Here is a 24908-nt window from a genome sequence, read left to right as displayed (position 1 = left end):
CCTTACTCTGTCGCTTCTTCTATTTTCGGCACATCCGGGATTGGTATTGTTTCAACAACACCAACCATCGGCCCCATTGCACGACCAGAATCATTCCGCTGAAGATCGCGCACATAAATTCTTGATATGGAGCCATCCAGAAACAGAGCATTGTCTATGTTCAATTGGTCACGGAACAGCCGCCCAAAATCATAGAAATTGACCCGCTCCTCGCTGAGCGCAAACGTGACGGTTTTGCCGTCATCGGACACGCCAACACCATTTCTGATTTTTCGCGATGTCCCATCCTTGATAAAGCGTGGATGTAATTTGCCGTCTATGACCAGCATTGGCCCGGACTGGGTGGCAAAGTCGGGCTGAACTGCCGATGCCACATAGGTTTCTGTCGCAGCGACACCGGCTTTGTTTCCCTCAAGATAGAAAATACCGTTCGGCAGCAGATGGAAGTTCCCCGGCCCCTTGTTCCGGTTGATTTTATAACGCTCAACGCCATCCTCGATGAAGAGGCCAACCGCGTCTCTGTTGATATGATACATGCCGGCATTCATGGCAAAGACGAGGTCTTGCCCGTTTGTCTCCAAAGATGCCGCAAGCGCATCGAAGTGTCGGTATACGGTGCCCTCTGGATCGCTGTGAAACAGTTTTATATCAGAGGTTTCCAGATTGAAGGCGCAGAGCGTATGTCGCACCGATTCAAAACGCACTGTCTCGCACTTGCCGTTCGGCAGTGACTGCAGAGCACTCTCCGCCGCCGAGGCTCGCGCCGCGCCCCATAGCACCAGCATGGCAGATATTATAATATTTCGAAACCGGATCATTACGGACTTAGCTCTTCAGGTGTGTGAAGTGTTATTCAGCCCATGTTGCCGGATTACGCGGGCAGGCTGATCTGGATCAAAGTGCGCCGGACCGAAAAGGTGTTTGTTACCTCATTAAAACTTGCAGGAGTGTCCCATGCGCATTGCACCTCCCATTGTTGTCGCCGTGTGGCTGGCACTTGCTCTGGCGTTCGGATCTGCCCTTGTCGCGCAATTATGGACGCTGGCATTTCTGGGTTTCTTATCGCTGTCACTTTCCATCCTGCCCTTTGCATTTGCAAGATGGTATGATCTGGAGCTGCCATCAAGCTTTCTGATCGCTATCACACTGTTTATATATGCGACAATTTTCCTTGGCGACGCCTTTGATTTTTACAATCGGTATTGGTGGTGGGATATTCCGTTGCACGGGCTTTCCGCGGTTGGATTTGGACTTATCGGTTTCCTGATTGCCTTTATGCTTTTTGAAGGGGACCGGCATGCGGTACCACCCATTGTGATCAGCCTCATCGCGTTTAATTTCGCACTGACCATCGGCGTCTTGTGGGAGATATTTGAATACGCAATGGATCGGGTTTTCGGGCTGAACATGCAGCAGGAGGGTCTGATTGATACGATGGAAGACCTCATCATCGATTGTGTTGGAGCAAGTATCGGGTCTGCTGCGGGGTTTTTTTATCTGAAAGGACAGGAATTTGGCGGGTTGGCGTGCACCATCGACGATTTTGTTCAACTCAATCGCCGTTTGTACCGCAAATTCAAGCGCCTGCATGATGACCGGCGGTGACACTAATTTTATGAGCATTATTTCTGAATATCAAATCATATGACCGAATACCTATCTGTCGTTAATGACGAAAATCGAGCCAGATAGCGCTGACATACGGTTTGCGAACTACAATATCCGCAAACGCATTAGTCTGGACCGGAGCTGCGCCTCTACTCGCGTGCTCGAGACAATCCAAACATCGTTGGCTTTCAGCATGCGCACCGCAGGCTTGGTGGCAGGCCATAAACTCTTTCCCGCGATCTGATCCGGAAGCACACTGATCTTGAGCCGATTGATTTCCCTACTGGCAAAATGGGCGTTGGCCGAAGTGTTGGGAAGCCGGAACTGCCCGTGAAAACGGAGACAAACTCCATTTTCAGAGCAGTGGACATGAAATACAGATCACCCCGCCTCACTGAGGCTAAAACACATCATATGAATGTCGGATCATTGGACAATCTCGTCAATATATCAAACGTGGCTTGATCACGATCAATGCCTTGTCTGTGTCATGGGTTATTTTGGATTACCTTTGAAAGGACAGCATTATGAAAAAGATATTTTTGGCAGGCCCGATACTTGCTATTGCAACCATGGTTCCAGCTTTTGCAGATACGGGGAGCGGTTCACTGGTTCCCCATGGCCATATGTGGACAGATGGCTACGGCATGGGCCTTGGATTTTTCGGTTCCGGATTGATGATCCTGTTCTGGGGCGGGCTGATTGCTCTGGCGGTGTTTGCAGTGCGCTGGATGACAAAGAATGACGATGCCCGGTTTGCTGTCGGCACCGAAAAGGCCTCGTCAGCCCTGGAAACCCTGAAAGTCAGACTGGCCAAGGGCGAGATTGACCCAGAGGATTATGAGGCCCGCAAAAAGTTACTTGAAAGCTAATTCGTTTTCTTGTCGGGTTTCGAATTTTTCCGGCTGCGGCATGCGCTTGTATTTCCGTAATCTGGAAAGATGGCATACCGCCGAGGGACGAATATAACGCGCGTTGCGTGCTTTATGGGCAATAAATCCGTTTGCACAAGAGCAATAGCTGCAATTGAGCTTTTCCGGGCCGTTGAGATAGGCCAGATGATGCCGGTTGAAGACAACGTAATCGCCGGCCGCCGGGCTTTCGCGATTTTCTCCATCAGATTACCGGATTGAACAGGTCGCAATCAAACGTCCCTTTCTGAAGAATTTGCCCTTCATCATGTTGGCAAGACTTTGATGTTTACAGGACTTTGCCCGCCTGACGCCGAAGCCCACCAAGACTTGATTTTCGTTGTTATTCCGGTTCTTCAATGCAGGAACTGCTTTGGAAAATTCATGCCATACAGAAAGTGAAAAATCACCCAATCGGTAGGTTACTCCCCGTTTGTGTTTTGATGCATGCATGAACCTTCTGCAACAGACACGCAGCAAACATCCAAAACCAGCATATAAGAGAACCCGGAACAAGTCTGAGAAGGACCGGAATAAACAGATGCGATTAGATTCAGCCCTCTCCCGGACACCCTCGCTGTTAGGCTTGTTCCGTGGCCTGATCTTTATTGTACAAAGTCCGATCTACCGACCGGTCAGGAAAAGCCCGGAAATAAAACTGCCCCCAAAGTCGGTATCCAACTTCGGGGGCAGTTGCACAATTACAGACATTCTTTTGTCGTCTAGCTACAGCCACTCGTGCTGCCGCAGGTATCGCATTTCAGGCATGTCCCGTTGCGGACCATGGTGAAATTGCCGCATTCGGAGCAATTTTCACCCTCATAGCCTTTCATGCGAGCCACGGCGATTTGTTGGGCCTTGTTTTCCTTCGGCTTGGTTATACCAACCGAAACTTCTTCGGAAACAGCCACTTCAATGTCGCGCTTGAACGCGACGGCCACGCCACCTGTGTTGCCGGCAAAAGCCTGTGTCACACGGGCAATGCTTGCAGCTTGCGCCGGTGCGGATTTGTCAGAGCCTGCCGGTTCTGAGCCAACCACATGAAAACGCTCCGTTTGACCACGCACCAGACCGTGAGACACTTGGGTGACCTGCTTATCGCCTTCCACGCCACGGCCAACTGTCGTTGAAGTCATATCTTCGGGCTGAACATGGGCCATATCGTTGCGACCAAGATAGGACACAGCCAGTTCCCGGAAAATATAATCCAGAATGGATGTGGCGTTCTTGATGGCGTCATTGCCGATCACCATGCCGGCTGGTTCAAACCGGGTGAAGGTGAAGGCTTCAACATATTCTTCCAGCGGCACGCCATATTGCAGGCCAAGGGAAATACCAATGGCAAAATTGTTCATCATGGCGCGGAAGGCAGCACCTTCCTTATGCATGTCGATGAACATTTCGCCCAGGCGGCCATCTTCATATTCGCCGGTCCGCAGATAGACCTTGTGGCCACCCACAATTGCCTTCTGGGTGTAGCCCTTGCGGCGATGTGGGAGTTTTTCCCGCGAGCGCACTTCAATCTCACGCTCGATGATTTTCTCAACAATTTTCTCAGCAGCTTGTGTGGCGCGGGCCGCCAAGGGGGCTGCCACCAGTTCTTCCACTGCATCAAAATCCTCATCATCATCTTCCAGAAGCTGTGCATTCAGCGGCTGAGACAATTTGGAGCCATCGCGATACAGCGCATTGGCTTTGAGTGCCAGACGCCAGGACAGCATGTAGCTTTCCTTGCAGTCCTCAACCGTTGCGCCATTTGGCATATTGATGGTCTTGGAAATGGCCCCGGAAATAAAGGGCTGTGCTGAAGCCATCATGCGGATGTGACTTTCCACGGAGAGATAGCGCTTGCCGATCTTGCCGCACGGATTGGCACAATCGAAGATCGGCAGATGCTCGTCCTTCAAATGTGGTGCACCTTCAAGGGTCATGGCACCACAGACGTGGATATTGGCAGCTTCAATATCGGCCTTGTTAAACCCGATGGCTGCCAGTAGGTCGAATGACATGTCATCCAGCTGTTCGTTGGACAGGTTCAACACACCCGTGCAGAACTCCTCGCCCAGCGACCATTTATTGAACACGAATTTGATGTCGAAGGCTGATCCAAGACCCGCTTCAATTGCGCTGATCTTTTCATCGGTGAAGCCTTTGGCTTTCAACGTGCTGTGGTTGATGCCCGGTGCCTGTGCCAGCGAACCGTGACCAACTGCATAGGCTTCAATTTCAGCAATGTCCGCTTCACCGTAGCCGATGTGGCGCAGAGCTTCCGGGACAGCGCAGTTGATGATTTTGAAATAACCACCACCGGCCAATTTCTTGAACTTCACCAGAGCAAAATCAGGCTCAATACCGGTTGTGTCACAATCCATCACCAGACCAATGGTACCGGTCGGGGCAATCACCGAGACCTGCGCATTGCGGTAGCCGTGTTTCTCACCAAGCTTCAGAGCCTTGTCCCACGCCATCTCGGCATGTTTGATCAGGTTCTTGTCTTCGCAGGATGCATGATCCAGCGGAACCGGCAATGTGCTCAAGCCTTCATAACCGGCAGCTTCGCCATGGGCAGCCAAGCGATGGTTGCGAATGACGCGCAGCATGCTGTCAGCATTTGGTGCATAGCTGGGGAAAGGCCCCTGCTCTTGAGCCATTTCAGCCGAAGTTGCGTAACACACGCCAGTCATGATGGCTGTAATGGCACCGCAGATGGCGCGGCCTTCATCACTGTCATAAGGGATGCCGGAGGTCATGAGATAGCCACCAATATTGGCGTAACCCAGACCAAGGGTGCGGTATTCATAGGACAGTTTTGCGATCTGTTTTGACGGGAATTGCGCCATGAGAACAGAGACTTCCAGAACAATTGTCCACAAGCGTGTGGCGTGCTCGAAATTTTCCACATCAAAGCTGCGGTCCTCGCTGCGGAACTGCATGAGGTTCAGCGAAGCAAGATTACAGGCCGTATCGTCCAGGAACATGTATTCCGAGCAAGGATTGGAAGCGCGGATGTCACCAGCGGCGGGGCAAGTGTGCCAATCATTGATGGTGGTATGGTATTGGATGCCGGGATCAGCTGAAGCCCAGGCAGCGTAGCCGACCTTTTCCCATAAATCGCGCGCCTTGAGGGTTTTGGTGACATCGCCACGAATACGGCCAATCAAATCCCAATCACCATCATCTTCAACAGCATTGAGAAAGCCATCCGTTACTCTGACGGAGTTATTGGAGTTCTGACCGGATACGGTGAGATAGGCTTCTGAATCCCAGTCTGTATCGTAGATCGGGAATTCCAGATCGGTATAGCCCTGCCTTGCAAACTGAATCACCCGTTGGACGTAATTCTCTGGAACCAAAGCTTTTTTCGCAGCACGCACTTCGCGCTTCAATGCCGGGTTCATGTTTACATCAAAGCAATCGCCTTCCGGGCCTTCGCAATTGACGCAAGCCTTCATGATGGCCTTCAGATGTTTGGAAACCACTTTGGAACCGGTCACAAGTGCAGCAACTTTCTGCTCTTCTTTCACCTTCCAATTGATGTAGTCCTCAATATCCGGGTGATCGATATCAACCACAACCATCTTGGCTGCACGACGTGTTGTGCCACCGGATTTGATGGCGCCAGCTGCGCGGTCACCGATTTTCAGGAATGACATCAGACCGGATGATCTGCCACCGCCGGAGAGATTCTCTCCTGATCCGCGCAGAAGGGAAAAGTTGGAGCCGGTGCCGGAGCCGTATTTAAACAGGCGCGCTTCACGGACCCACAAATCCATAATGCCATTTTCATTGACCAGATCATCTTCGACAGACTGGATGAAACAGGCATGGGGCTGAGGATGCTCGTAAGCCGTTTTGGATTTGACCAGCTTGCCGGTCTGATAGTCGACGTAATGATGTCCCTGTGACGGGCCATCTATGCCATAGGCCCAATGCAGGCCGGTGTTGAACCACTGCGGAGAGTTAGGCGCGACTTTCTGGGTCGCCAGCATGAACCGCAATTCATCATAAAATGCGGACGCATCTTTCTCGGTGTCGAAATAGCCACCTTTCCAGCCCCAATAGGCCCAGGTACCAGCCAAGCGGTCAAAAACCTGCTTTGCATCCATCTCAGAACCGAATTGTTCATCTACAGGTAGATCGGCCAAAGCGGCTTCATCACCCTCGGACCGCCACAGGAACGACGGAACGGAATTTTCTTCCACCTTCTTCAGCCGGGAAGGCACACCGGCTTTGCGGAAATATTTCTGCGCCAGAATATCGCTGGCGACCTGGCTGAACTGAGCAGGAACGTCGATATTTTCAAGACGAAAGACGATCGAACCATCGGGATTGCGAATCTCGCTGGTTGCCTTGCGAAACGCGATCTCGGCGTAGGGAGACTGGCCTTCTTTCGTGTAACGACGTTCTATTTTCATTGTGCCCTCAAATCTCTTTTCATGTCTGATGCCAGCGGCACCGAATATATATTGAGAATGCCAATGGCATTCTGTGACTGCTCGTGTGTTGCCACACATTGACTACTTGTGTGTCGCCACACTTGTTTCTCTGACGCAGCCACTCACTGACTGCCCCGGTTAATCCGGCACGACTCCATCAACCACTTTCAATAGGGTCGAACTCTCACACCAGCAGATCGTTACCTTGCGGTTACACCTGCTGAAAACCGTCCCATCGGGACAGTCCGACTCGCATTAACTGACGGTGTTGAGTTTCCGGATATTGTATTAACAAACCCTTTAACCACTACATCTTGTGTTCACAATGCCAATTTTTCGAAATCAACACAAGATTGTCGTTTTTAATTCAAGCCAAATTTTCCGTCGTATGTTCTTCGATCACGTCATTGAATCCACAGGAATTTTCTCCCACAAGTGAGAGATGCCCCATTCCCGTTACGCGCTGGCGGATCGGACTAACATACCGATGTGCCAGACTAATGATCGAAAATGACAGCCAACAGCCTTGAACCTGCGAAACTCTGAACCAACAAGGCTGAAAACACTGAACGCAACAGAACTTGGAACCGACGCAAACAGACAAAACATTGAGCGTCGATGACGTGATAAAAAATGCACCGGACAGGGGCTTTCGTCAACTGCTTGTGTCTGAAGAAATTGCACCGTCGATATATTGTATGAAGGTTTACTCGAAAGACCTGTCGGAGAGAGTGCATCCATCTGCTTGGGGAACAACAACAATTTCCTACAGCCCGTTTTAGAAGCGCCGCAAATGTAAAAAAGATAAAAAAATCACTTGAATTTCGAGCAACCTGACGTGAATCCGATTCCCGGTTTTCTTGCAGGCAAAACTGTGGATGTCGGGGAAAAGTTTTTGTCAGTTTTAAGGCATTGGACGAGAATCATTGCCGAAGCTGTGCAAATTGATTCCCTTGAGCCAAACCATAAAAATATGAAGCATCGGAAGACGCATACTATCTTTACGAGTGCTTAAACGATTCATCTGTAACATATCAGCATATATTCCCTTTCACGTTAGAAAGTATGGGAAACTATGCCGCTTCACACCGCTTACGGGTTGCCCCTTGAGGAGCTTGACCTTGTGGCGATCGATGATTCCAAAGCCATGCAGGGCATTTACAGGTCCATATTCAGCACGTTGAGAACAAAACGTGCCAGGGTATATGGTGATCCTGAGCGCGCTATGAATGCCATGCTTAACGAACCGCCCAATGTGTTGTTACTGGACTGGCGGATGGAAGCCACCAGTGGCGCAAAGCTGTTGCGTACGCTGCGGCTTAAACAGATGGACCCGCTTTGTTTCTTGCCGGTGATTGTTGTCAGCGCCTATGGCACCAAAAGCATTGTGGAATTGGCCTATCGTCTGGGTGCTAACGGATTTTTACTGAAACCAATCTCGCCTGACAGTTTGATCAAACGACTGCAATGGGTTGCAAGTGACGAACGCGATCTGATTCTTGAAAACGATCGCTATGTGATTGAAGGCGTTGAAGATAAACTTGAGATGCACCAGCACAAGGCTGAGAGCCTCAGCCGTGCCCGTGCCTATCATGACGAAAAGCGACGCAGCGCAGCGTTGAAGCATTCCGAAGACATCAAAATCGACGAAACCGCAAAAGAGGAACGTCCTGTTTTGGACAACAAAAAGGACGAGAAAGCGTCGAAGCAAGAAACCCCTATGCCACCAAAAAAGCGCAAGAAAGCCGGGGCCTTTGCCCGTATTGGCCGCAGCTGAATTTGACAAGCAGGACTATGATACAGGCAGAACTATGATATCGGCGCGACATCCCCTGCGTCCCAGGCGTGTTTTGTAACATCTGTAAAATCAGCGAACTGATTTTGTTCAATAGAATCGCGCATGCCCTGCATCAGACTTTGATAATAATGCAGATTATTCCAGCTGAGCAGCATGGCGCCCAGCGCTTCATTGCATTTGATGAGATGATGAAGGTAGGCGCGGCTGTAATCACGCGTTGCCGGGCATGAACTTTCTTCATCCAAAGGCCTTGAATCGTCAGCATGGCGTGCATTTTTCAGATTGACCTTTCCACGGCGCGTATAGGCCAAACCATGGCGCCCAGCGCGGGTCGGCATGACACAATCGAACATATCAACGCCCCGACCGACCGACTGCAGCAAATCATCTGGTGTGCCGACGCCCATCAAATAGCGCGGTTTGGTAACCGGCAACAGCGGACAGGTGACAGACAGCATTTCAAGCATGACTTCCTGCGGTTCACCGACGGCAAGCCCTCCGATCGAATAGCCCTTCAGGTCCATGGCCGTCAGCGCTTTGGCAGAACGTTCACGCAGATGTGGTATGTCGCCGCCCTGAACGATGCCAAACATGGCTTTCCCCGGTTGATCGCCGAATGCGGTGTTGCTGCGCTCTGCCCAGCGCAGAGACAATTCCATAGCCCGCTCAATGTCTTGCTCGGTTGAGGGAAGCGCGACACATTCATCCAGTTGCATTTGGATATCCGAGCCCAGAAGACCCTGAATCTCAATTGACCGTTCCGGGGATAATTCGTGTTTTGAGCCGTCAATATGGGACTGAAATGTCACCCCCTGTTCGCTCATTTTGCGCAAATTGGCCAAAGACATGACCTGAAAACCGCCGGAATCAGTCAAAATTGGGTATGGCCATCGCATGAACTCGTGCAACCCGCCCAACCGCGCAATGCGCTCGGCACCCGGGCGCAGCATCAGGTGATATGTGTTGCCAAGCACAATATCAGCGCCAAGGTCCCTAACCTGCTGTGGGTACATGGTCTTTACGGTCGCCGCCGTTCCAACGGGCATGAAGGCCGGCGTGCGAATGTCGCCTCGCGGTGTGCGCACCGTCCCGCGTCTGGCCGTGCCATCGGTGTTGTGAAGTTCAAAACTGAAATTCGTTACGGTCTTATCAGCCGTCATGTCTGGTCCTGTCTGAACAAAAGCGACGCATCGCCATAGGAATAAAAGCGATAGCCGGTTGCAATCGCATGGCGATAAGCAGCGCGCATGGTCTCAAGACCTGAAAACGCAGACACCAGCATCATCAGAGTTGACCGTGGCAGATGAAAATTTGTCATCAGAATATCAACAATCCTGAATTTGTAGCCGGGCGTAATGAAAATATCGGTCGCACCATGAAAGGCAGACAGGGTCCCGTCCTCACCGGCAGCGCTTTCGAGCAGCCGCAGGCTGGTTGTTCCCACAGATACGACACGGCCACCATTGGCGCGGGCCCTATTCAAGTTATCGGCCACCTTCTGCGACACCGTGCCGGTTTCAAAGTGCATTTTGTGGTCAGTGGTGTCGTCGGCCTTTACGGGTAGAAACGTTCCGGCCCCTACATGCAAAGTGACGAATTGTGTTGTGATTCCCTTGGCTGAGAGACTGGCAAACAGGTCCTCGGTAAAGTGAAGACCTGCGGTGGGGGCTGCAACAGCGCCGTCTTCTCGGGCATAGATTGTCTGGTAATCTGCCTTGTCATGATTGTCTTCAGCACGTTTGGAGGCAATGTAAGGCGGTAAGGGAATGTGCCCGACAGCAAACAACGCTGCATCCAACTCTGCGGCATTCAGAAGAAAGACAAGTTGAACTTCTCCGGCGTCTCCTTTCCTGGAGACCTCCGCGTGCAGTGATACACCGTCTTTTTCGAACACCAATTGGTCACCGACCTGAATTTTTTTTGCGGGCCGGATAAAGGCATCCCAAACGCCGCCACTGATGCGCATATGCAAAGTTGCCGAGATTTTCGCTGGCGGAAATTCGGGCGAGCGTGGAAGGCGCAAACCTTCCAATTGGGCGGGGATGACCTTTGTGTCATTCAAAACCAATACATCGCCGGGTTTCAAGCACGAGGCAAGACTGGACACGCGATCATCGGTTAGTGGTTCGTCCGGTCTGATAACCAATAAACGCGCAGAATCGCGAGGATTTGCAGGCCGCAAGGCTATGCAATCCTGAGGCAGTTCAAAATCAAATTCATCTACACGCATAGTCCATCCCGACAGAAAGCCCGCGCATTTGCAATGCGCGGGCCGTGATCCAAATCATTTCGTTTGAGTGTGTTAGGCCGCATCAGCCATTTTGGCAGTGGTGATCTGGTCTGGATTGCGGACTGGCTCGCCGCGTGCAAACGAATCCACATTGTCCATGCCCGAGATAACCTTGCCCCAAGCTGTATATTGACCATCCAGGAATGTCGCATCTGCAAAACAGATGAAGAACTGGCTGTCAGCTGAATTTGGATTTTGGGCACGCGCCATTGAGCAGACGCCGCGCACATGAGACTCATCGTTGAATTCAGCATCCAGATGTTTGCCCGAGCCACCTGTGCCAGTGCCTGTGGGGTCGCCACCCTGAGCCATGAAGTTGTCAATGACCCGGTGGAATGGCGTCCCATCATAAAACCCGTCATTCACAAGCTCCTTGATGCGCGCGCAGTGGTGCGGCGCAAGGTCTGGACGCATTTCAATAATCACTTCGCCCTTGGTTGTGTCCAGGATGATTGTGTTTGCAGGGTCGTTAATGTCAGTCATGAAGGCTTTCCTTGGTTAAATTTATCGTTGAAAGAGAGGTATGTCAGCGGCGGAGGCTGCCGCTGCAGCATTGGCTTTTGCGCGCTTTTCCGATGAATCATTGGCAGCACGCGCACTGGCAAGGTTTGCAGCGCTGAGAGCCGCCAATGCGTTTGCATGAGCAAGTTCTGCGGCAGACGCTTGCGATCTCGCGACAGTCTGTACACTCAAGGCTTCCCGCTTATCAAGCTGCGCGATTATCAAGCGTTCCTGAGCGGCAGCAAGGGCTTGTGAGGCATTTTGCAAGGTTACCTCATCAGCTGCCGCAAGATCTTCCAAATTCGCGACCTCCTGTTGCGCCAGGGCCAACTCTGCAATCGCGCGGTCTGCAGCCTGGCTTGCATTTTGATTGCTCTGCGATGAGGCCACCAACCTTTGTTGGCGTACTTCCACTTGCTGCATTGCGGAGTTCAGGGCCCGTTGTGCAACCTGCTTGGCGGCCAGTGCAGCTTCTGCATTTGCGGAAGCCTCACTTGCGGTCTCACGAGCCTGTTCTTCAACCCGCATCGCTGATGCCAGATTTGAGGAGGCCAGATCATGAGCTTCCTGTGTCGCCACAGCAATTGCTTCAGCCTGCTCCTCGCGATTATCAGCATCTGCATCCGCCTGCTGCATTTCTGCCAGAGCCAATTCTGAAGCGTTCAAGGCCGCTTCTGCCCGTTCCAGCGAAACATTCGCATTCTCGGCGACCTCCGCTGCGGACGCGGCTGCGCGGTCCTTTTCATCGGTTTCGGCAAGCGCCTGCGTAAGGCTGCGTTCCGCCACTCTCAGTGTATCATTCGCATCGACAACAATTTGGGTGGCCTGTGCTACTTGTTGCAGAACAGCATCTTCCAGGGACAGCGCCTCTGTTACATTTTCGGCAGCTGTTTCAGCCCTCAAAATCGCAACGTCGAGCGCCTGTTGCGCCTCAATCACAGCTTCTCCTGCTTCCTCTAAAACCGTGATAGCGTTCTCTGCCTGTTGGGTGGCCAACAGCAGGTCAGATTCAGCGCGCACCACTGAAAGTCTTGCAGCATCAAGCCCGTCAGTTTGTTGAGCAAGAGCTTCTTCAACGTTGAGAAACTCCGAATTGGCACGGCTCAACTCTGTTTCTGCGGCTTGCAAGTCCGCAGTGAAACCAGACACCAGCGCCCGATCAGCGTCACGTTGCAGCAGCGCTTCCGCCTTCGCAGCTTTTGCCTGCTCGGACAGCTCGATTGCTGTTGCAAGAGATCCTTGCTTTGCGGCCTCATTGGCAATTGCTGCATCGCGCAATTTCTCCGCCGTATCCCTGGTGACGGCAGCATCTGCCAAATCCAACTGCAGCGCCTCAAGTTCTGCCTGCAAACCATTTACTACATTTTTGGCATCATCTGTGCTTGCAGCAACGTCAATGGAAGTGCTCCTGATCTGGTTCGGGTCAGCCAGCGAGGCTTCAAGGGTGGCTTTGGCGTTTTGCAGATCGTTCTGAGCTTCTTCAAGCAACAGCGTGGCTTTGTTCAGCGCTTCAGACGCCAGCGTTTCATTCGATGTTGCAGTAGATGCCAAGGCCAGGGCTTCTCGCAAATCGTCATTTGCCGCCTCAAAACCTTGTCTCGCTGCTTTTTCTGCCTGCAGTGCCTCCTCCTTGGCGGCTGTCGCCACCGTCTCTCCATCACGCGCAGCCTGTAATGTTGCTTCTGCTTCCGCGACCCGCAAAATGGCGGTCTCAGCTCTGGATGACGCATTGATCAAAGCTTCGTTCCCGGCAATGAGAGCGGCATCACTGGCATCCAGCGCGCCCTGGGACTCATTGACCTCGGTACGCGCTGCAGACAAGGCAGCCTCGTCAGACGATACTTGATTTGTGGCGTCCTCAAGCGCTGCCTGCGTCGCTGCTGCCGTCTTCACCGCATTGGATAGCTCGGCCTCAATCTGAGCAACGGCAAGCTCTTCTGTTCTTTGGGCCGCAGACGCCTCCTCCAACAAATCGTCCACAGCTTCCATATCAGACGTGGCTGCTTCCGCGACACTTTGTGCAGCTCCAAGCCTTGCAACGGCCTGATCATTGGCGCTGATTGCATCCAAGGCGCTCTGCTGGGCGGTTTCTGCAGCTGTTTTTGCGGTTTCCAGTGCATCCGTTGAAAACTCGACCGCTGCGATGTAGGGAGCCAACAGGTCTTCATTATTGGCTGGGTTCAAAACGGCGGCGTCAAAGTTCGTCCGGGCGGAATTCAAAGTCCCTTCTGCCGCTGCCACAACCTCGTTAGCTGCCTCGTTCGCAGCTGTTGCAGCGTTCATTGCTGCGCTGGTCTGTTCGACAATTGCACGCGCTTCTTCAGAAGCTGTCATGGCAGTTTCAAGTTGAAGCTGTATCTCGGCTTTTGCAGCCGACGCAGTTGCAAACGCGTCAGAGCCTCGGGTTAATTCTGCCTGTGCTGCGGCTCGTTGAGCCTCAAATTGCCGAACCGTTTCCTGAGCCGCCGCATTCTCTGCCTCCGCCTCCCGAGCAAACGCGCGCGTTGCGTCCAGTGCGGATTCAGCATCGATGAGATCAGCATTTGCGGTTTCTACCCGCTCGGTATTTTGTTTAATCGCTTCCTGATTGGCCTCAACCGCCGCAAGGGCAGCTTCATAGGCCGACTGAGCCTGTTCGGCATTCTGTTTTATCAGTGCCAGCTCTTCAGCATCGCGACTGCTTCGCAGGATAGCTGCCTGCTCGGCGCTCGAAGTGGTTGCTACCAACTGTTCAGCTTCGGCTAAAACAGCCTCAGCCCGACCTGATGCCTCACGAGCCGCCTGACTACCATTCACGGCGGCTTCCCGCTCGCCGGTCGCCGCTAGTGAAGCTTCCTGTGCATTTGTCAAATTGATCTCGGCATCGGCAAGTGCACTTTCCGCAACCGTAACAAGTTGGGCAGCATCTGCAGCCTGGCGATCTTTTTCAGATAGCTGAGAACGGATTTGTTCAAGCGTTTGCTGCGCCGCATCTGCCGTTCTTTGCGCTGCTGCCAGGGATGCCTGTTTGGATTCAACCTGAATACTGATTATGTTTTCGATCGATGTAGACGCCATCAACTCATCTGAGGCGCTTGTCAATTGTGCCTTTGCAGCATTCAGACTGTTCTCAGCATCCGACAATGTCCTGGCGGCAGCATCTTCAGCTGCAAGTGCATCTGATACCCGGTCTTCGCTGATGCTAAGGCCTGCTTGCGATTGCGCAAGCGTCGTCTGCGCAACCTCAAACTGCTGCTCCTTCTCTTCAACTTTGTTTTCTGCAGCTTCAAACAGAGCCGTAGCCGCATCAAATTGCTCTTGTGCATTACGGGCAGTTTCCTGGGCAGATAAGAGCGTCTCCGCAGCAGAGGCTGCGCGCTGTGAAGCATCAGCTTCCGCCTGGGTTGCCACCTGCTCAGCCTCCCGCGCAGCCACGACATCTGCCTGTGCGCTCAGAACCCCACTATCAGCTTCATTCTGTTCGGCAACGGCCTGGTTTTTAGCCGCAATGGCCTCGGCCAGAGCCAATTGAGCAGAGGCCAATTGCTGTTCAGCATCCGCCAGAGCACGCTTGGCGTCACCGGCCACCGCAGTTGCCTGCTCAGCCGGGCCTTTGACGGCGCTGGCATCGGAAAGATCAGCTTGCAATGCATCCTGCGCTGTCGCGAATATCCGCGCAGCATCAGCAACGATTTGCACGTCTTGCGCTACCTTTGTCTCTGCTTCCTGCAACCTGACAGCAATGGCCGCACGTTCAGCGCTTGCTGTTTGAAGGGCCTGTCGGGCCTCTTTCAGCTTAATATTATCCAGGACTTGCCGCGCAGAGGTGACGGCTGCCCTCGCCGTTTCCAAAGCAGCAGACGCCTGTTCAGATTGGCTAGTCGCCGCATCCGATATCTGTGTTGCCTCCAGGAAAGCGTTTTCTGCTGCTTCAGCAACGGCTCGCGCAGCCTCCAGATTTGCTTCTGCAGTTGTCTGTCCGGCGGCAGTCAGCACCGCGCCGTTCGACAGTTCTGCCAATTGGGTTTCTGCCACGACAAGTCTGTTTCGCGCACGCAGCAGCCGATCACGCGTAAGCCCAAGCGCTGCCTGTGCCCTGCTCAGTGTGGTTTGAGTATCCTGAACGGCGAATAGGGCTTCTTCTTCTGCTGCAGTCTTAATCGCTACCTCGTCATCGGCCAGTTCTGCCGTCAGACGGGTTTCGTCAGAATAGTGGGAAGCCGTTTCGGCTTTTTGCGCAGCAATAACGGCAGCTGCTGCCCTGTCCTGTGCTAAATTTGCCGCAGCGTTGGCCGCTGCATTGGTTGCAATCGCAAACAATCGTCGATCGTCGACATCCCCCGCAATGCGCAGGGCGACCATCCTGTCGGGGTTTCGAACCAGTCCATTGTCTGGCTTTGTACCGGTTTTCAAACGGTCAATCTGGTCCAGACCGCTGGTCACTCGTCCGATAATTGTGTGCTCGCCCTCGAGCCATGGCGCATCACCAAGCAGGATGAAAAACTGTGAATTGGCGCTGTCCGGGTCTTCACCACGCGCCATACCGACCGTACCGCGGAGGAATCGTTCATCACTGAACTCAGCGTCCAAATCGGGCAAGTCCGAGCTCCCCATACCAGAACCTGTCGGGTCTCCTGTTTGCGCCACGAAACCACTGATGACGCGGTGAAAGGACAGCCCATCGTAAAAGTCCTGACGAATAAGTTGCTTGATGCGCTCAATATGCTCCGGTGCAAGGTCTGGCCGCAAATCAATGGTTACCAGATTTCCTTCCAGCTCGATAACAATGCGGTTTTTCAGATCGGCAGTTGCAACAGTTGCGACAGGCTCTGTTCGTTCAGGCAAATCAAGATTGTTTGCGGGTCTTGTCGGATTTATGAAATCTGGCTGAGGTGCTCCGACCTTCGGTAGCGGCGGAAGTGGCCGCGGCACAGGCGGAAGCTTGGGCGCCACCTCCTGCGCGACACCGGGAACCGCCAACACAAACGCGAGCAACAGCCCGCAACATATTCTCAACCAAGGACTTTTCATATTCTTTGGCATCAACTCTGAAATTTCCGAGATAGAGCATCGGCGACATGTTTCGGCACAAAGCTTGATACATCGCCCTTCATGCCCGCGATCTGGCGGACAAGCGTGGCAGTAATTGGGCGAACAGCAGGACTGGCAGGCAGGAAAACAGTTCCGATCTGGGGCATCATCGCACCATTCATGCCACATAGCTGCATCTCATAGTCGAGATCAGTGCCGTCGCGCAGTCCCCGAACCATGAATTGTGCGTCGCTCTCTATAGCGGCATCAACGCTAAGACCAGAAAACCCGACGACAGACACCCGCGACTGTTCGGCCGAGAACTCGGACTGCTCAATTGCTCCTGCAATCAGCGACTGCCGCTCTTCGTAAGAAAAGAGTGGTTTCTTACCGGCATGAATTCCAATAGCGACAACCACACGGTCGGCCAGATTCAATGCCTGCCTCAAAACATCCAGATGTCCATTTGTGACAGGATCAAAAGACCCTGGATAAAGAACTGTTCTACTCATTTCAGTTTTCCGATCAGGCTGGCATCAATCGAGACGCAAAATTTGCGATGTCAGGCACGTTTCTGGAGCGCCATCCAGACGCCACCTGAAATCAACAATGTTCCACTTATACGTTCCAGAAGGCGAATGCGAGTTGCCGTTAACAACCGTCCAGCGCGGCCAGCCAAAACTGCGTAGCTGCCATCCAGCAGGGTTGCGACAACCATGAACGTACCACCCAAAATCAATGTCTGCATAACCGCATCTCGCGTTGGATCGATGAATTGCGGGATGAAAACACCGACGAAAAAGAGGCTTTTGGGGTTGGTCAGAATAACCAGAAAACCCTGCAAGAACATGCGTTTGAATGTCGTCTTCTCACGTGCTGATTCAACCTGTCCAAAGCTCTTCTTATTACGCCAGAGGGTAATACCAAGCCAGATGAGGTAAGCGGCACCAATGAGCTTTATAAAGACAAACGCCTCACCAACAAACGCTATGACTGCAGACAGGCCAAAAGCCAGGACGAGTATTGTCAGTGCCAGGCCGAATTGCGTCCCCGCCACATTTGCAAGGCCTGCCCCGGCACCACTTCTCATACTGTTGGCAATGACAACAGTTACGGTTGGTCCAGGAACAATCACAACGGCAATACAAGCTACCACGAAAGTGAGATAAAGATTTCCGTCAATCATACGCCCGCCAAAACTGCCAAATTATCGCCTCGGCAAAGTTTCTAACAAATACTGAACCAAATGGACATGACCTGCGCAACATTTGAACCCGATTTTTCCACGGTCAGTGTCCGCATCCAGAATCTACCGGTCCACGATCTTAAGATAAAACTAACCATAAACCGGCTAATGACGTTCAGACTGGCTTCTACACAGGCATTTCAGATGAACCGTTCGCCAAATGGACTTTCCACCAAGGACCCGTTTTTCGAACGGATGATGGATGAACGTATCGCGACTTTGCGGGCATTCCTGAGAATGACCACTGAAAAATATCAGGTTCCAGAACCTCAGACATCTCCCACCTCTGAAGATGACACGCATCAGCGCCCTCCGGTCTCCAGCAACGTCATCGAGCTACGCCGCAAACGCTGAGCGACCACACTGTTTTCCAATTTTTGCCTGACCCGTCTGCATTTTGTCAGCTGGCAAGTTCATGCTGACAAAACTTGACGTATATGTCTGTTAGGAATATGTCTGTCGAAAGTATATCGAAATGATATATACTCGCCAAGCATATGATCGTGCTGGCGAGCCCCCTTTTTGAACGGCTTGTCATGAACGTCAGAACGCTTTGCCTTGGTATTCTCAACTTTGAAGATGCAACCGGATATGAAATCCGGAAAATGTCGATTGATGGCAAATACAGTCATTTCGTCGACGCGAGCTATGGCTCCATCTATCCAGCGCTTAACAAGCTGGAGAGTGAAGGAATGGTGTCATGCCGTGAAGAAACGCAGCAAGGCAAGCCAGCACGCAAGATTTATTCAATCAACGCCGCTGGCCGGGAAGAGTTGATCAAATCCCTTCAGGAACCACCCTCACCCGATGTTTTCAGGTCCGAATTTTTGATGATCGCTATTTCTGCGGAAATGTTGCCGCATGAGGCCGTCACCAGAGCCATAGATACACATAAGAAACAACTGCAGCAGGAATTGAGCATGATCGAGCAGATCGAGGCCAACAGTGTTCATCCAAGTTTCCTTTGGGCTGCCCGTTACGGCATGCATTGCATGTCTCAATCCCTGAAATTTTTGGAAGACACCCGCGCAGAACTGGAAGCCTGTGCAGGCACCAGAAGAAACCCCGGATCAGAACCGTCAAATGATAAACACGATGCCGACACTCTCCCAAAATCGGCGCATCTGACAGGAGCCCAGTGATGGCTTTTCGAATCAACAAATCATATCTGACAGCGACACTTGTGCTCGTCGGAATTGGCGTTTGGATGGGCACAGGCAGATTCAATATAGGCGGTCAGGCTACCGCAAGTGCTGATGCGGTCAGCATTGCCGAACGTCAGGAAAGCGCGTTGCAGAAGGTTTCGGTACGGGTCGTCACATTGGAGGCCGCTGAACGGCAACGTCAATTGGAGATCCGAGGCCGGACGGAAGCTGACGCCACTATTTCTGTGCGCGCGGAAACCAATGCAATCGTTGCCGAGCGCCTGGTGATTCTTGGAGATCACGTCATGCCGGGCGATCTTTTGTGCCGACTGAACACAGGCGCAAGAGAAGCGCGTGTTCTTCAGGCGAAAGCGACGTTGGAACAGACCCAGGCAGACTATTCTGCAAACGCAAAACTGCAAGAGCGCGGGTTTGCCGCAACCAATCAGGTGGCGGCACTGAAAGCGACCCTTGATTCGGCCAAAGCCGCCCTGCAAGAGGCGGAACAGGAACTGGATCGTATTGAAATTAGAGCGACCGTTGCGGGCATCGTTCAGGAGCCGTTGGTAGAAAATGGCGATCTGCTCTCGGTTGGCGGCGTGTGTGCAACTTTGATTGACACCGACCCAATGCTGGTAACCGGGCAGGTTTCTGAAAGAGACATCGGGAATCTATCAATTGGGCAGCAAGCGGACATCAGTTTGATCACCGGGGAAACGAGAACCGGAACGGTCAGCTACATTTCTGCAGCAGCGGATGCGGCCACGCGGACTTTTCGAGTCGATATTACAATGCCGAATAGTGACAACGCCATCCGCGATGGTGTGACCGCAACCGCAAATATTCCCTTGAAAGCAGTCTCTGCCCATTTGCTGGCACCCAGCATGCTGACACTGAGCGATGCCGGCGATGTAGGCATTCGACTGGTCGATCTTGATCAGGGAACGAACTACTTTCAAAAAATCGCCATCCTTGGCGAAAGCATGGACGGTGTATGGGCTGGCGGCCTGCCGGAGCGCATAACGGTTATTGCCGTTGGTCAGGAATATGTCGTCGATGGCCAACCCGTTGAACCTGTATTTGCGGAGGCCGCACAATGATATCAGCACTTGATAGCATTTTACGCCGTCCACGGACCGTTCTCACACTGATGCTGGTGATGATCCTGGCTGGTGCGTTCACCTATATTGCTATCCCCAAGGAAGCCAATCCGGACATTGATGTACCGGTCTTCTATGTTTCCATCGGGCAGCAAGGCATTTCCCCTGAAGATTCAGAACGTCTTCTGGTCCGTCCTATGGAGACATCGTTGCGTGGCCTTGATGGGTTGAAAGAATTGACAGCTGTGGCCTCTGAGGGCCATGCGGGCATCGTTCTTGAATTCAACATAGACTTCAACAAGGAAAAGGCACTTGCTGATATCCGCGACAAGGTGGACCAGGCTCAGGCGGAATTGCCGGATGATGCCAATGAACCGCAGATATTCGAGACTAATTTCTCGCTACAACCAACCATATTTGTCGCGCTTTCCGGTAATGTTCCGGAGCGGACCCTGTTCCGTCATGCCCGCTTGCTGCAGGATGAATTGGAATCCATTCCCACTGTCCTGGAAGCAAATCTGAACGGTCACAGAGAAGAGCAGCTTGAAGTCATCATCGATATGATGCGGCTTGAATCCTATGATATCACTCAGCAGGAATTACTGACGTCCCTGTCCAACAACAACCAGTTGGTGGCAGCCGGGTTTCTGGATAGCGGCAGAGGACGGTTTAACGTCAAGGTGCCAGGCCTCATTGAGACCGCTCAAGATGTCTACTCGCTCCCAATCAAACAGAATGGTGAAGGTGTTGTAACGCTGTCTGATGTGGCGGAAATCCGTCGCACGTTCAAAGACCCCAGTGGCTTTACCCGCATCAATGGCAAACAAGCCATTGCGATCAGCGTTGTGAAGCGCCTGGGCACGAACATCATCGAAAACAATGTCGCTGTACGAGAAAAGGTGGTTGAATTTACATCTGAGTGGCCCGATGCCATTCAGATTGATTTCATGCTCGATCAATCCAACTTCATCAAGGAAGTTCAGGGCTCTTTGCAATCCTCAATCATGACCGCCATCGTATTGGTGATGATTGTTGTTTTGGCAGCCTTGGGCGTGCGCTCCGCCATCCTGGTCGGTCTGGCGATTCCAACCAGCTTCATGACAGGCTTTCTCATTCTTGGGGGCCTTGGCATGACTGTAAATATGATGGTCATGTTCGGCCTTGTGCTGACCGTTGGTATGCTTGTGGATGGCGCCATTGTGATTGTGGAATATGCCGACCGAAAAATATCGGAAGGCATGCATCGGCGTGAAGCCTATATTCGCGCGGCAAAACTCATGCTTTGGCCGATTGTATCCTCCACCGGGACGACACTGGCGGCATTCCTGCCGCTGTTGCTCTGGCCCGGCGTATCCGGTGAATTCATGAGCTATCTGCCGATTATGGTGGTGATCGTTCTGTCAGCGGCGCTTGTCACGGCGATGATCTTCCTGCCTGTTACTGGTGGTCTGATTGGTCGAAACAAAGCCTCGCAGGAGGAAGCGAAGCAAGCAGCACAGATGAATGCAAATGCCGATCTGAACATTGCGGAGATGAAAGGTATCACAGGAATTTACCTGCGTTTCCTGAACCGGATTTCCGGCTCTGTGACCGGTAATCTGATTACCCTCACAGTGGCAGTGGCAATCGTTGTGGGCGTCTTTGTTGCATTTGGATCCAACAATGCCGGTGAGGAATTTTTCGTCGAGGAAGAGCCGGATCAGGCCATTGTTCTGGTTACCGGCCGCGGCAACATGTCAATTCTTGAAATTGATGATCTGGTGCGTGAAGTTGAAGGTGAGATTCTCCAGACTGTTGGCGTCCGTAATGCGGTTGCATCTGCAACCGCCGGCAGCGGCGGTGGTGGCGGAGATGCCATTGGCGGCGTTCAGGATAAACCTGCTGATGTGATCGGTGAGATCAACATTGAGTTGGAAGATTATTGCTGCCGCCGCAAGGCGATCGATATCTTTGATGAAATCCGATCCAGAACAGCTGACATGGCCGGAATTTCGGTCGAAATCCGTAAAGTCGAGGGTGGCCCACCTACCGGCAAGGATTTACGTCTGGAAATCAAATCCACAGATTATGACCAGCTGGTCACTGCGGTTGCACAGGTTCGCAGTCAAGTGGAGACGATGAGCGATCTCATTGAGATTGAGGATGGTCGTCCCCTTCCCGGCATCGAGTGGCAGCTTGATATTGATCGGGAAGAGGCTGGTCGGTTCAATGCGGGGATCGGTTCTGTGGGTGCAATGGTTCAGTTGGTAACCAATGGCGTGATGATCGGGACTTATCGACCCGATGATTCCGAAGATGAAATCGACATCCGCGTCCGCTTGCCAGAAAACCAGCGCAGCTTCGATGAATTGGACAAGTTGAAACTACGGACGACAAACGGTCAGGTCCCAATTTCAAACTTCGTCACTCGCGAAGCCGTGCCGAAAGTATCTACCATCACCCGTCGTGACGGGCTGTATGCCATGGATATCAAGGCTAATATTGCGCCCAATAGTGGCGTCTTACCTGATGCAAAGGTTACCGAGTTACAGCAATGGCTCGATGAGCAGAGCTGGCCCGACACAGTTCAGATGCGCTTCCGGGGGGCCGATGAAGAACAAAAGGAAGCTGGTGCCTTTCTGCAAAAAGCGGCGCTTGTCTCTCTGTTCCTGATGTTCATCATTTTGGTAACCCAGTACAACTCCTTCTATCAGACGGCCATCACGTTGATGACTGTGATATTGGCTGTGGTTGGCGTTTTGATTGGCCTGATGGTAACGGGCCAGAAGTTCTCAATCATCATGACAGGTACCGGCGTGGTGGCGCTTGCCGGTATTGTGGTGAACAACGCTATTGTTCTGATCGATACTTATAATCGATTGCGCCAGGAGGGCGCGCCACCGAAGGAAGCTGTCCTGAAGACCAGTGCTCAGCGGTTGCGACCTATTTTGCTGACCACAATCACAACAATTGCCGGCCTGATCCCGATGGCCACTCAGGTGAATTTCGACTTCTTCAATCGCGTCGTATCGGTTGGCGGAATTACGTCGATCTGGTGGGTCCAGCTATCCACGGCAATCATTGCCGGTCTGGCATTCTCAACACTACTGACGCTATTGCTGGTGCCGGTGCTGCTGTCCATGCCAACCAATTTCGTTGAATTGTACCATCGCCTGAGAGACAAAAACAGCGACACGCGGGAGACCGGAAGGCGAGAAACGGCGGACATTCGTCCCTTCCCAATGCGGGACGAAACTACGCCTCAAGAGCGCCCCCTCCCACAAGCGGCGGAGTAAAAGCTCAATTCCTGAAATCCCTACTCTTGCGACGATGGCGGCTGTTGTTCAGCCGCCATTTTTTTACGGAAACTGCGAATTCCAACAGGCAGCAGCCCCAGATAGATGAAGGTCATGATGGTGACGACAGTAAACGGGTAGCTTGCCAGCAATGCAGCCCACAAGACCAGCCCCACCATCAGGGGAAGCGCAAAATCACGGGGAATGCCAGAGCCCAATTTCTTACCCGAGAATGTCGGGACAGTGCTTACGACCAGAAAACCGATGCACAGAACGTAGATCAGAATGACAAAGGACCAGTCCGCATCGATGGGCACACCGATTTTCTGAAGCGACAAGGGCAGCAAAGCACACATGGCACCTGCCGGAGCGGGAACACCTGTAAAATAATTATCCTGCCACTCATCAGATTTGTTGCGCTTGCTTTTTGAGGCATTGGCTACGTTGAATCGCGCCAGACGCAGCGCCATGCAAATGGCGAACACCAGCGCAGCAATCCACCCAAGCGACCGCAAATCATGCAGCAGCCAAAGATACAGGATCATGCCCGGCGCAACGCCAAAATTCACAAAATCTGTAAGGGAATCCAGCTCGGCCCCCAATTTGGAGCTGGACTTCAAAAGCCGCGCAACACGGCCATCCAGTCCATCCAGTACAGCTGCGAGCACCATGGCGAAAATGGCAAATTCAAAACGCCCCTCCATCGCCAGACGGATTGAGGTCAATCCGGCGCATAGTGCCAGTAGTGTCACCATATTTGGCAATATGGCACGCAGGGAAATGGGTCGCTTCTTTACTGGATCGACCAGATTACGGCCCAATCCATCCTTGTCATCCGGGTCCAGAGGCTGAAATGGTCCGCTCATGTCAATCAATCCACGCGAGACTGTAATTCATGTGCGCCACCGTCCTCAAATACCGCAAGAACCGTTTCGCCTGCTATTGCAGTCTGGCCCATGGCAACACGGGTTGAGGTTCCACGTGGCAAATAAACGTCCAGTCGTGATCCAAACCGGATCAGACCAAACCGCTCTCCGGCGGTCATGTCCTGCCCTTCCCTGGACCAGCAGACAATACGGCGTGCAATCAGACCTGCAATCTGCACAACACCAACTTTGCCGTAGCGTGTATTCACAACCAGGCTGTTACGCTCATTGTGCTCGCTGGCCTTATCCAACTCCGCATTCAGGAATTTTCCGGGCGTATAGGCAATACGCGTAATCTGGCCACTCATCGGCAAGCGATTTACGTGGCAATTGAATACATTCATGAAAATCGAAATACGGTCCAGTGCCTGTGTGCCCAATTCCAGTTCCGGCGGCGGCACGAACTGGCCAATCGCGGAAACGCGTCCATCGGCCGGGCTAATGACAAAACGCTCGTCAATGGGTGTCACCCGGGACGGGTCCCGAAAGAAATATGCAACCCAGGCGGTCAGTATCCCAAAAATCCAGAACAAGGGCGACCAAAGCCATCCAAGCACCAGCGCCAGAAACGCGGCAATGGCAATAAATAGGTATCCCTCTTTGTGAATGGGAACAAATGAGTTGCGGATACTGTCTACGATAGTGCTCATGATGATACTGCG

The 24908-nt window shown here is 52.5% G+C and carries 17 protein-coding genes; 7 read left to right on the top strand and 10 right to left on the bottom strand.

Annotated elements, in window-relative coordinates; translation table 11 throughout:
• Positions 1-2: 2 nt before the first annotated feature.
• Positions 3-818, bottom strand: coding sequence for a phosphodiester glycosidase family protein (locus tag RAL91_RS13235; protein ID WP_306256684.1), 816 nt, complete (start codon positions 816-818; stop codon positions 3-5).
• 136 nt (positions 819-954) lie between these two features.
• Here RAL91_RS13235 and RAL91_RS13230 point away from each other — a divergent pair, with 136 nt between their 5' ends.
• Positions 955-1605 carry a hypothetical protein gene (locus RAL91_RS13230; protein ID WP_306256683.1) on the top strand — a complete coding sequence of 217 codons (651 nt, stop codon included), beginning with the start codon at positions 955-957 and terminating at the stop codon, positions 1603-1605.
• A gap of 530 nt (positions 1606-2135) precedes the next feature.
• On the top strand, positions 2136-2480 hold the full coding sequence (locus RAL91_RS13225) for an SHOCT domain-containing protein (RefSeq protein ID WP_306256682.1): 345 nt from the start codon (positions 2136-2138) through the stop codon (positions 2478-2480).
• A 761-nt stretch (positions 2481-3241) separates the two neighbouring features.
• Here the strand turns inward: RAL91_RS13225 and RAL91_RS13220 are convergent.
• Positions 3242-6934: a vitamin B12-dependent ribonucleotide reductase gene (locus tag RAL91_RS13220; RefSeq protein ID WP_306256681.1), complete on the bottom strand. Its 3693-nt coding sequence runs from the start codon at positions 6932-6934 to the stop codon at positions 3242-3244.
• A 1096-nt stretch (positions 6935-8030) separates the two neighbouring features.
• On the opposite strand from RAL91_RS13220, the gene RAL91_RS13215 reads away from it, so the two are divergent.
• Entirely contained in the window at positions 8031-8732 is a 702-nt protein-coding gene (locus RAL91_RS13215; RefSeq protein ID WP_306256680.1) for a PleD family two-component system response regulator, read from the top strand.
• Positions 8733-8764: 32 nt separating this feature from the next.
• Here the strand turns inward: RAL91_RS13215 and tgt are convergent, their stop codons facing one another.
• The 6 genes from tgt to RAL91_RS13185 form a co-directional block, all read right to left on the bottom strand.
• A complete protein-coding gene (gene tgt / locus RAL91_RS13210; RefSeq protein WP_306256679.1) occupies positions 8765-9913 on the bottom strand; it encodes a tRNA guanosine(34) transglycosylase Tgt in 1149 nt (382 codons plus the stop codon).
• Positions 9910-10983 carry a tRNA preQ1(34) S-adenosylmethionine ribosyltransferase-isomerase QueA gene (gene queA, locus RAL91_RS13205; RefSeq protein WP_306256678.1) on the bottom strand — a complete coding sequence of 358 codons (1074 nt, stop codon included), beginning with the start codon at positions 10981-10983 and terminating at the stop codon, positions 9910-9912. Before queA ends, tgt begins: the two co-directional genes overlap by 4 nt.
• 72 nt (positions 10984-11055) lie before the next feature.
• The gene (locus RAL91_RS13200; protein ID WP_306256677.1) at positions 11056-11526 is read right to left on the bottom strand and encodes a peptidylprolyl isomerase; all 471 of its coding nucleotides are present in this window, start codon (positions 11524-11526) and stop codon (positions 11056-11058) included.
• Between the two features lie 21 nt (positions 11527-11547).
• Entirely contained in the window at positions 11548-16368 is a 4821-nt protein-coding gene (locus RAL91_RS13195; protein ID WP_306256675.1) for a peptidylprolyl isomerase, read from the bottom strand.
• Between the two features lie 197 nt (positions 16369-16565).
• On the bottom strand, positions 16566-17066 hold the full coding sequence (gene coaD, locus RAL91_RS13190; protein WP_306256674.1) for a pantetheine-phosphate adenylyltransferase: 501 nt from the start codon (positions 17064-17066) through the stop codon (positions 16566-16568).
• 50 nt (positions 17067-17116) lie between these two features.
• Entirely contained in the window at positions 17117-17740 is a 624-nt protein-coding gene (locus RAL91_RS13185) for a LysE family translocator (RefSeq protein ID WP_306256673.1), read from the bottom strand.
• Between the two features lie 204 nt (positions 17741-17944).
• Between RAL91_RS13185 and RAL91_RS13180 the strand changes: the two genes are divergently transcribed.
• From RAL91_RS13180 to RAL91_RS13165, 4 genes are all read left to right on the top strand, one after another.
• Entirely contained in the window at positions 17945-18154 is a 210-nt protein-coding gene (locus tag RAL91_RS13180; protein ID WP_306256672.1) for a hypothetical protein, read from the top strand.
• Positions 18155-18303: 149 nt separating this feature from the next.
• The gene (locus RAL91_RS13175; protein WP_306256671.1) at positions 18304-18942 is read left to right on the top strand and encodes a PadR family transcriptional regulator; all 639 of its coding nucleotides are present in this window, start codon (positions 18304-18306) and stop codon (positions 18940-18942) included.
• Complete coding sequence (locus RAL91_RS13170) at positions 18942-20045, top strand: efflux RND transporter periplasmic adaptor subunit (RefSeq protein WP_306256670.1); 1104 nt, start codon at positions 18942-18944, stop codon at positions 20043-20045. The genes RAL91_RS13175 and RAL91_RS13170 overlap by 1 nt, the downstream gene beginning before the upstream one ends.
• Positions 20042-23320, top strand: a complete 3279-nt coding sequence (locus tag RAL91_RS13165; RefSeq protein ID WP_306256669.1) for an efflux RND transporter permease subunit — start codon at positions 20042-20044, stop codon at positions 23318-23320. The genes RAL91_RS13170 and RAL91_RS13165 overlap by 4 nt, the downstream gene beginning before the upstream one ends.
• Before the next feature lie 20 nt (positions 23321-23340).
• Here RAL91_RS13165 and pssA read toward each other — a convergent pair whose 3' ends face one another.
• Together pssA and RAL91_RS13155 are read right to left on the bottom strand one after the other, a co-directional pair.
• On the bottom strand, positions 23341-24186 hold the full coding sequence (gene pssA, locus RAL91_RS13160) for a CDP-diacylglycerol--serine O-phosphatidyltransferase (protein WP_306256667.1): 846 nt from the start codon (positions 24184-24186) through the stop codon (positions 23341-23343).
• Positions 24187-24191: 5 nt separating this feature from the next.
• A complete protein-coding gene (locus RAL91_RS13155) occupies positions 24192-24896 on the bottom strand; it encodes a phosphatidylserine decarboxylase (protein WP_306256666.1) in 705 nt (234 codons plus the stop codon).
• Between the last annotated feature and the right edge of the window lie 12 nt (positions 24897-24908).

Source organism: Pararhizobium sp. IMCC21322 (assembly GCF_030758295.1).
GTDB lineage: Bacteria > Pseudomonadota > Alphaproteobacteria > Rhizobiales.
This window is presented reverse-complemented; position numbering and strand designations above follow the sequence as displayed.

What these genes read in the sequence shown, in the direction of transcription:
- RAL91_RS13235 (WP_306256684.1), bottom strand. Translation starts at nt 818, where the DNA reads ATGATCCGGTTTCGAAATATTATAATATCTGCCATGCTGGTGCTATGG.
- RAL91_RS13230 (WP_306256683.1), top strand. Translation starts at nt 955, where the DNA reads ATGCGCATTGCACCTCCCATTGTTGTCGCCGTGTGGCTGGCACTTGCT.
- RAL91_RS13225 (WP_306256682.1), top strand. Translation starts at nt 2,136, where the DNA reads ATGAAAAAGATATTTTTGGCAGGCCCGATACTTGCTATTGCAACCATG.
- RAL91_RS13220 (WP_306256681.1), bottom strand. Translation starts at nt 6,934, where the DNA reads ATGAAAATAGAACGTCGTTACACGAAAGAAGGCCAGTCTCCCTACGCC.
- RAL91_RS13215 (WP_306256680.1), top strand. Translation starts at nt 8,031, where the DNA reads ATGCCGCTTCACACCGCTTACGGGTTGCCCCTTGAGGAGCTTGACCTT.
- tgt (WP_306256679.1), bottom strand. Translation starts at nt 9,913, where the DNA reads ATGACGGCTGATAAGACCGTAACGAATTTCAGTTTTGAACTTCACAAC.
- queA (WP_306256678.1), bottom strand. Translation starts at nt 10,983, where the DNA reads ATGCGTGTAGATGAATTTGATTTTGAACTGCCTCAGGATTGCATAGCC.
- RAL91_RS13200 (WP_306256677.1), bottom strand. Translation starts at nt 11,526, where the DNA reads ATGACTGACATTAACGACCCTGCAAACACAATCATCCTGGACACAACC.
- coaD (WP_306256674.1), bottom strand. Translation starts at nt 17,066, where the DNA reads ATGAGTAGAACAGTTCTTTATCCAGGGTCTTTTGATCCTGTCACAAAT.
- RAL91_RS13185 (WP_306256673.1), bottom strand. Translation starts at nt 17,740, where the DNA reads ATGATTGACGGAAATCTTTATCTCACTTTCGTGGTAGCTTGTATTGCC.
- RAL91_RS13180 (WP_306256672.1), top strand. Translation starts at nt 17,945, where the DNA reads ATGAACCGTTCGCCAAATGGACTTTCCACCAAGGACCCGTTTTTCGAA.
- RAL91_RS13170 (WP_306256670.1), top strand. Translation starts at nt 18,942, where the DNA reads ATGGCTTTTCGAATCAACAAATCATATCTGACAGCGACACTTGTGCTC.
- RAL91_RS13165 (WP_306256669.1), top strand. Translation starts at nt 20,042, where the DNA reads ATGATATCAGCACTTGATAGCATTTTACGCCGTCCACGGACCGTTCTC.
- pssA (WP_306256667.1), bottom strand. Translation starts at nt 24,186, where the DNA reads ATGAGCGGACCATTTCAGCCTCTGGACCCGGATGACAAGGATGGATTG.
- RAL91_RS13155 (WP_306256666.1), bottom strand. Translation starts at nt 24,896, where the DNA reads ATGAGCACTATCGTAGACAGTATCCGCAACTCATTTGTTCCCATTCAC.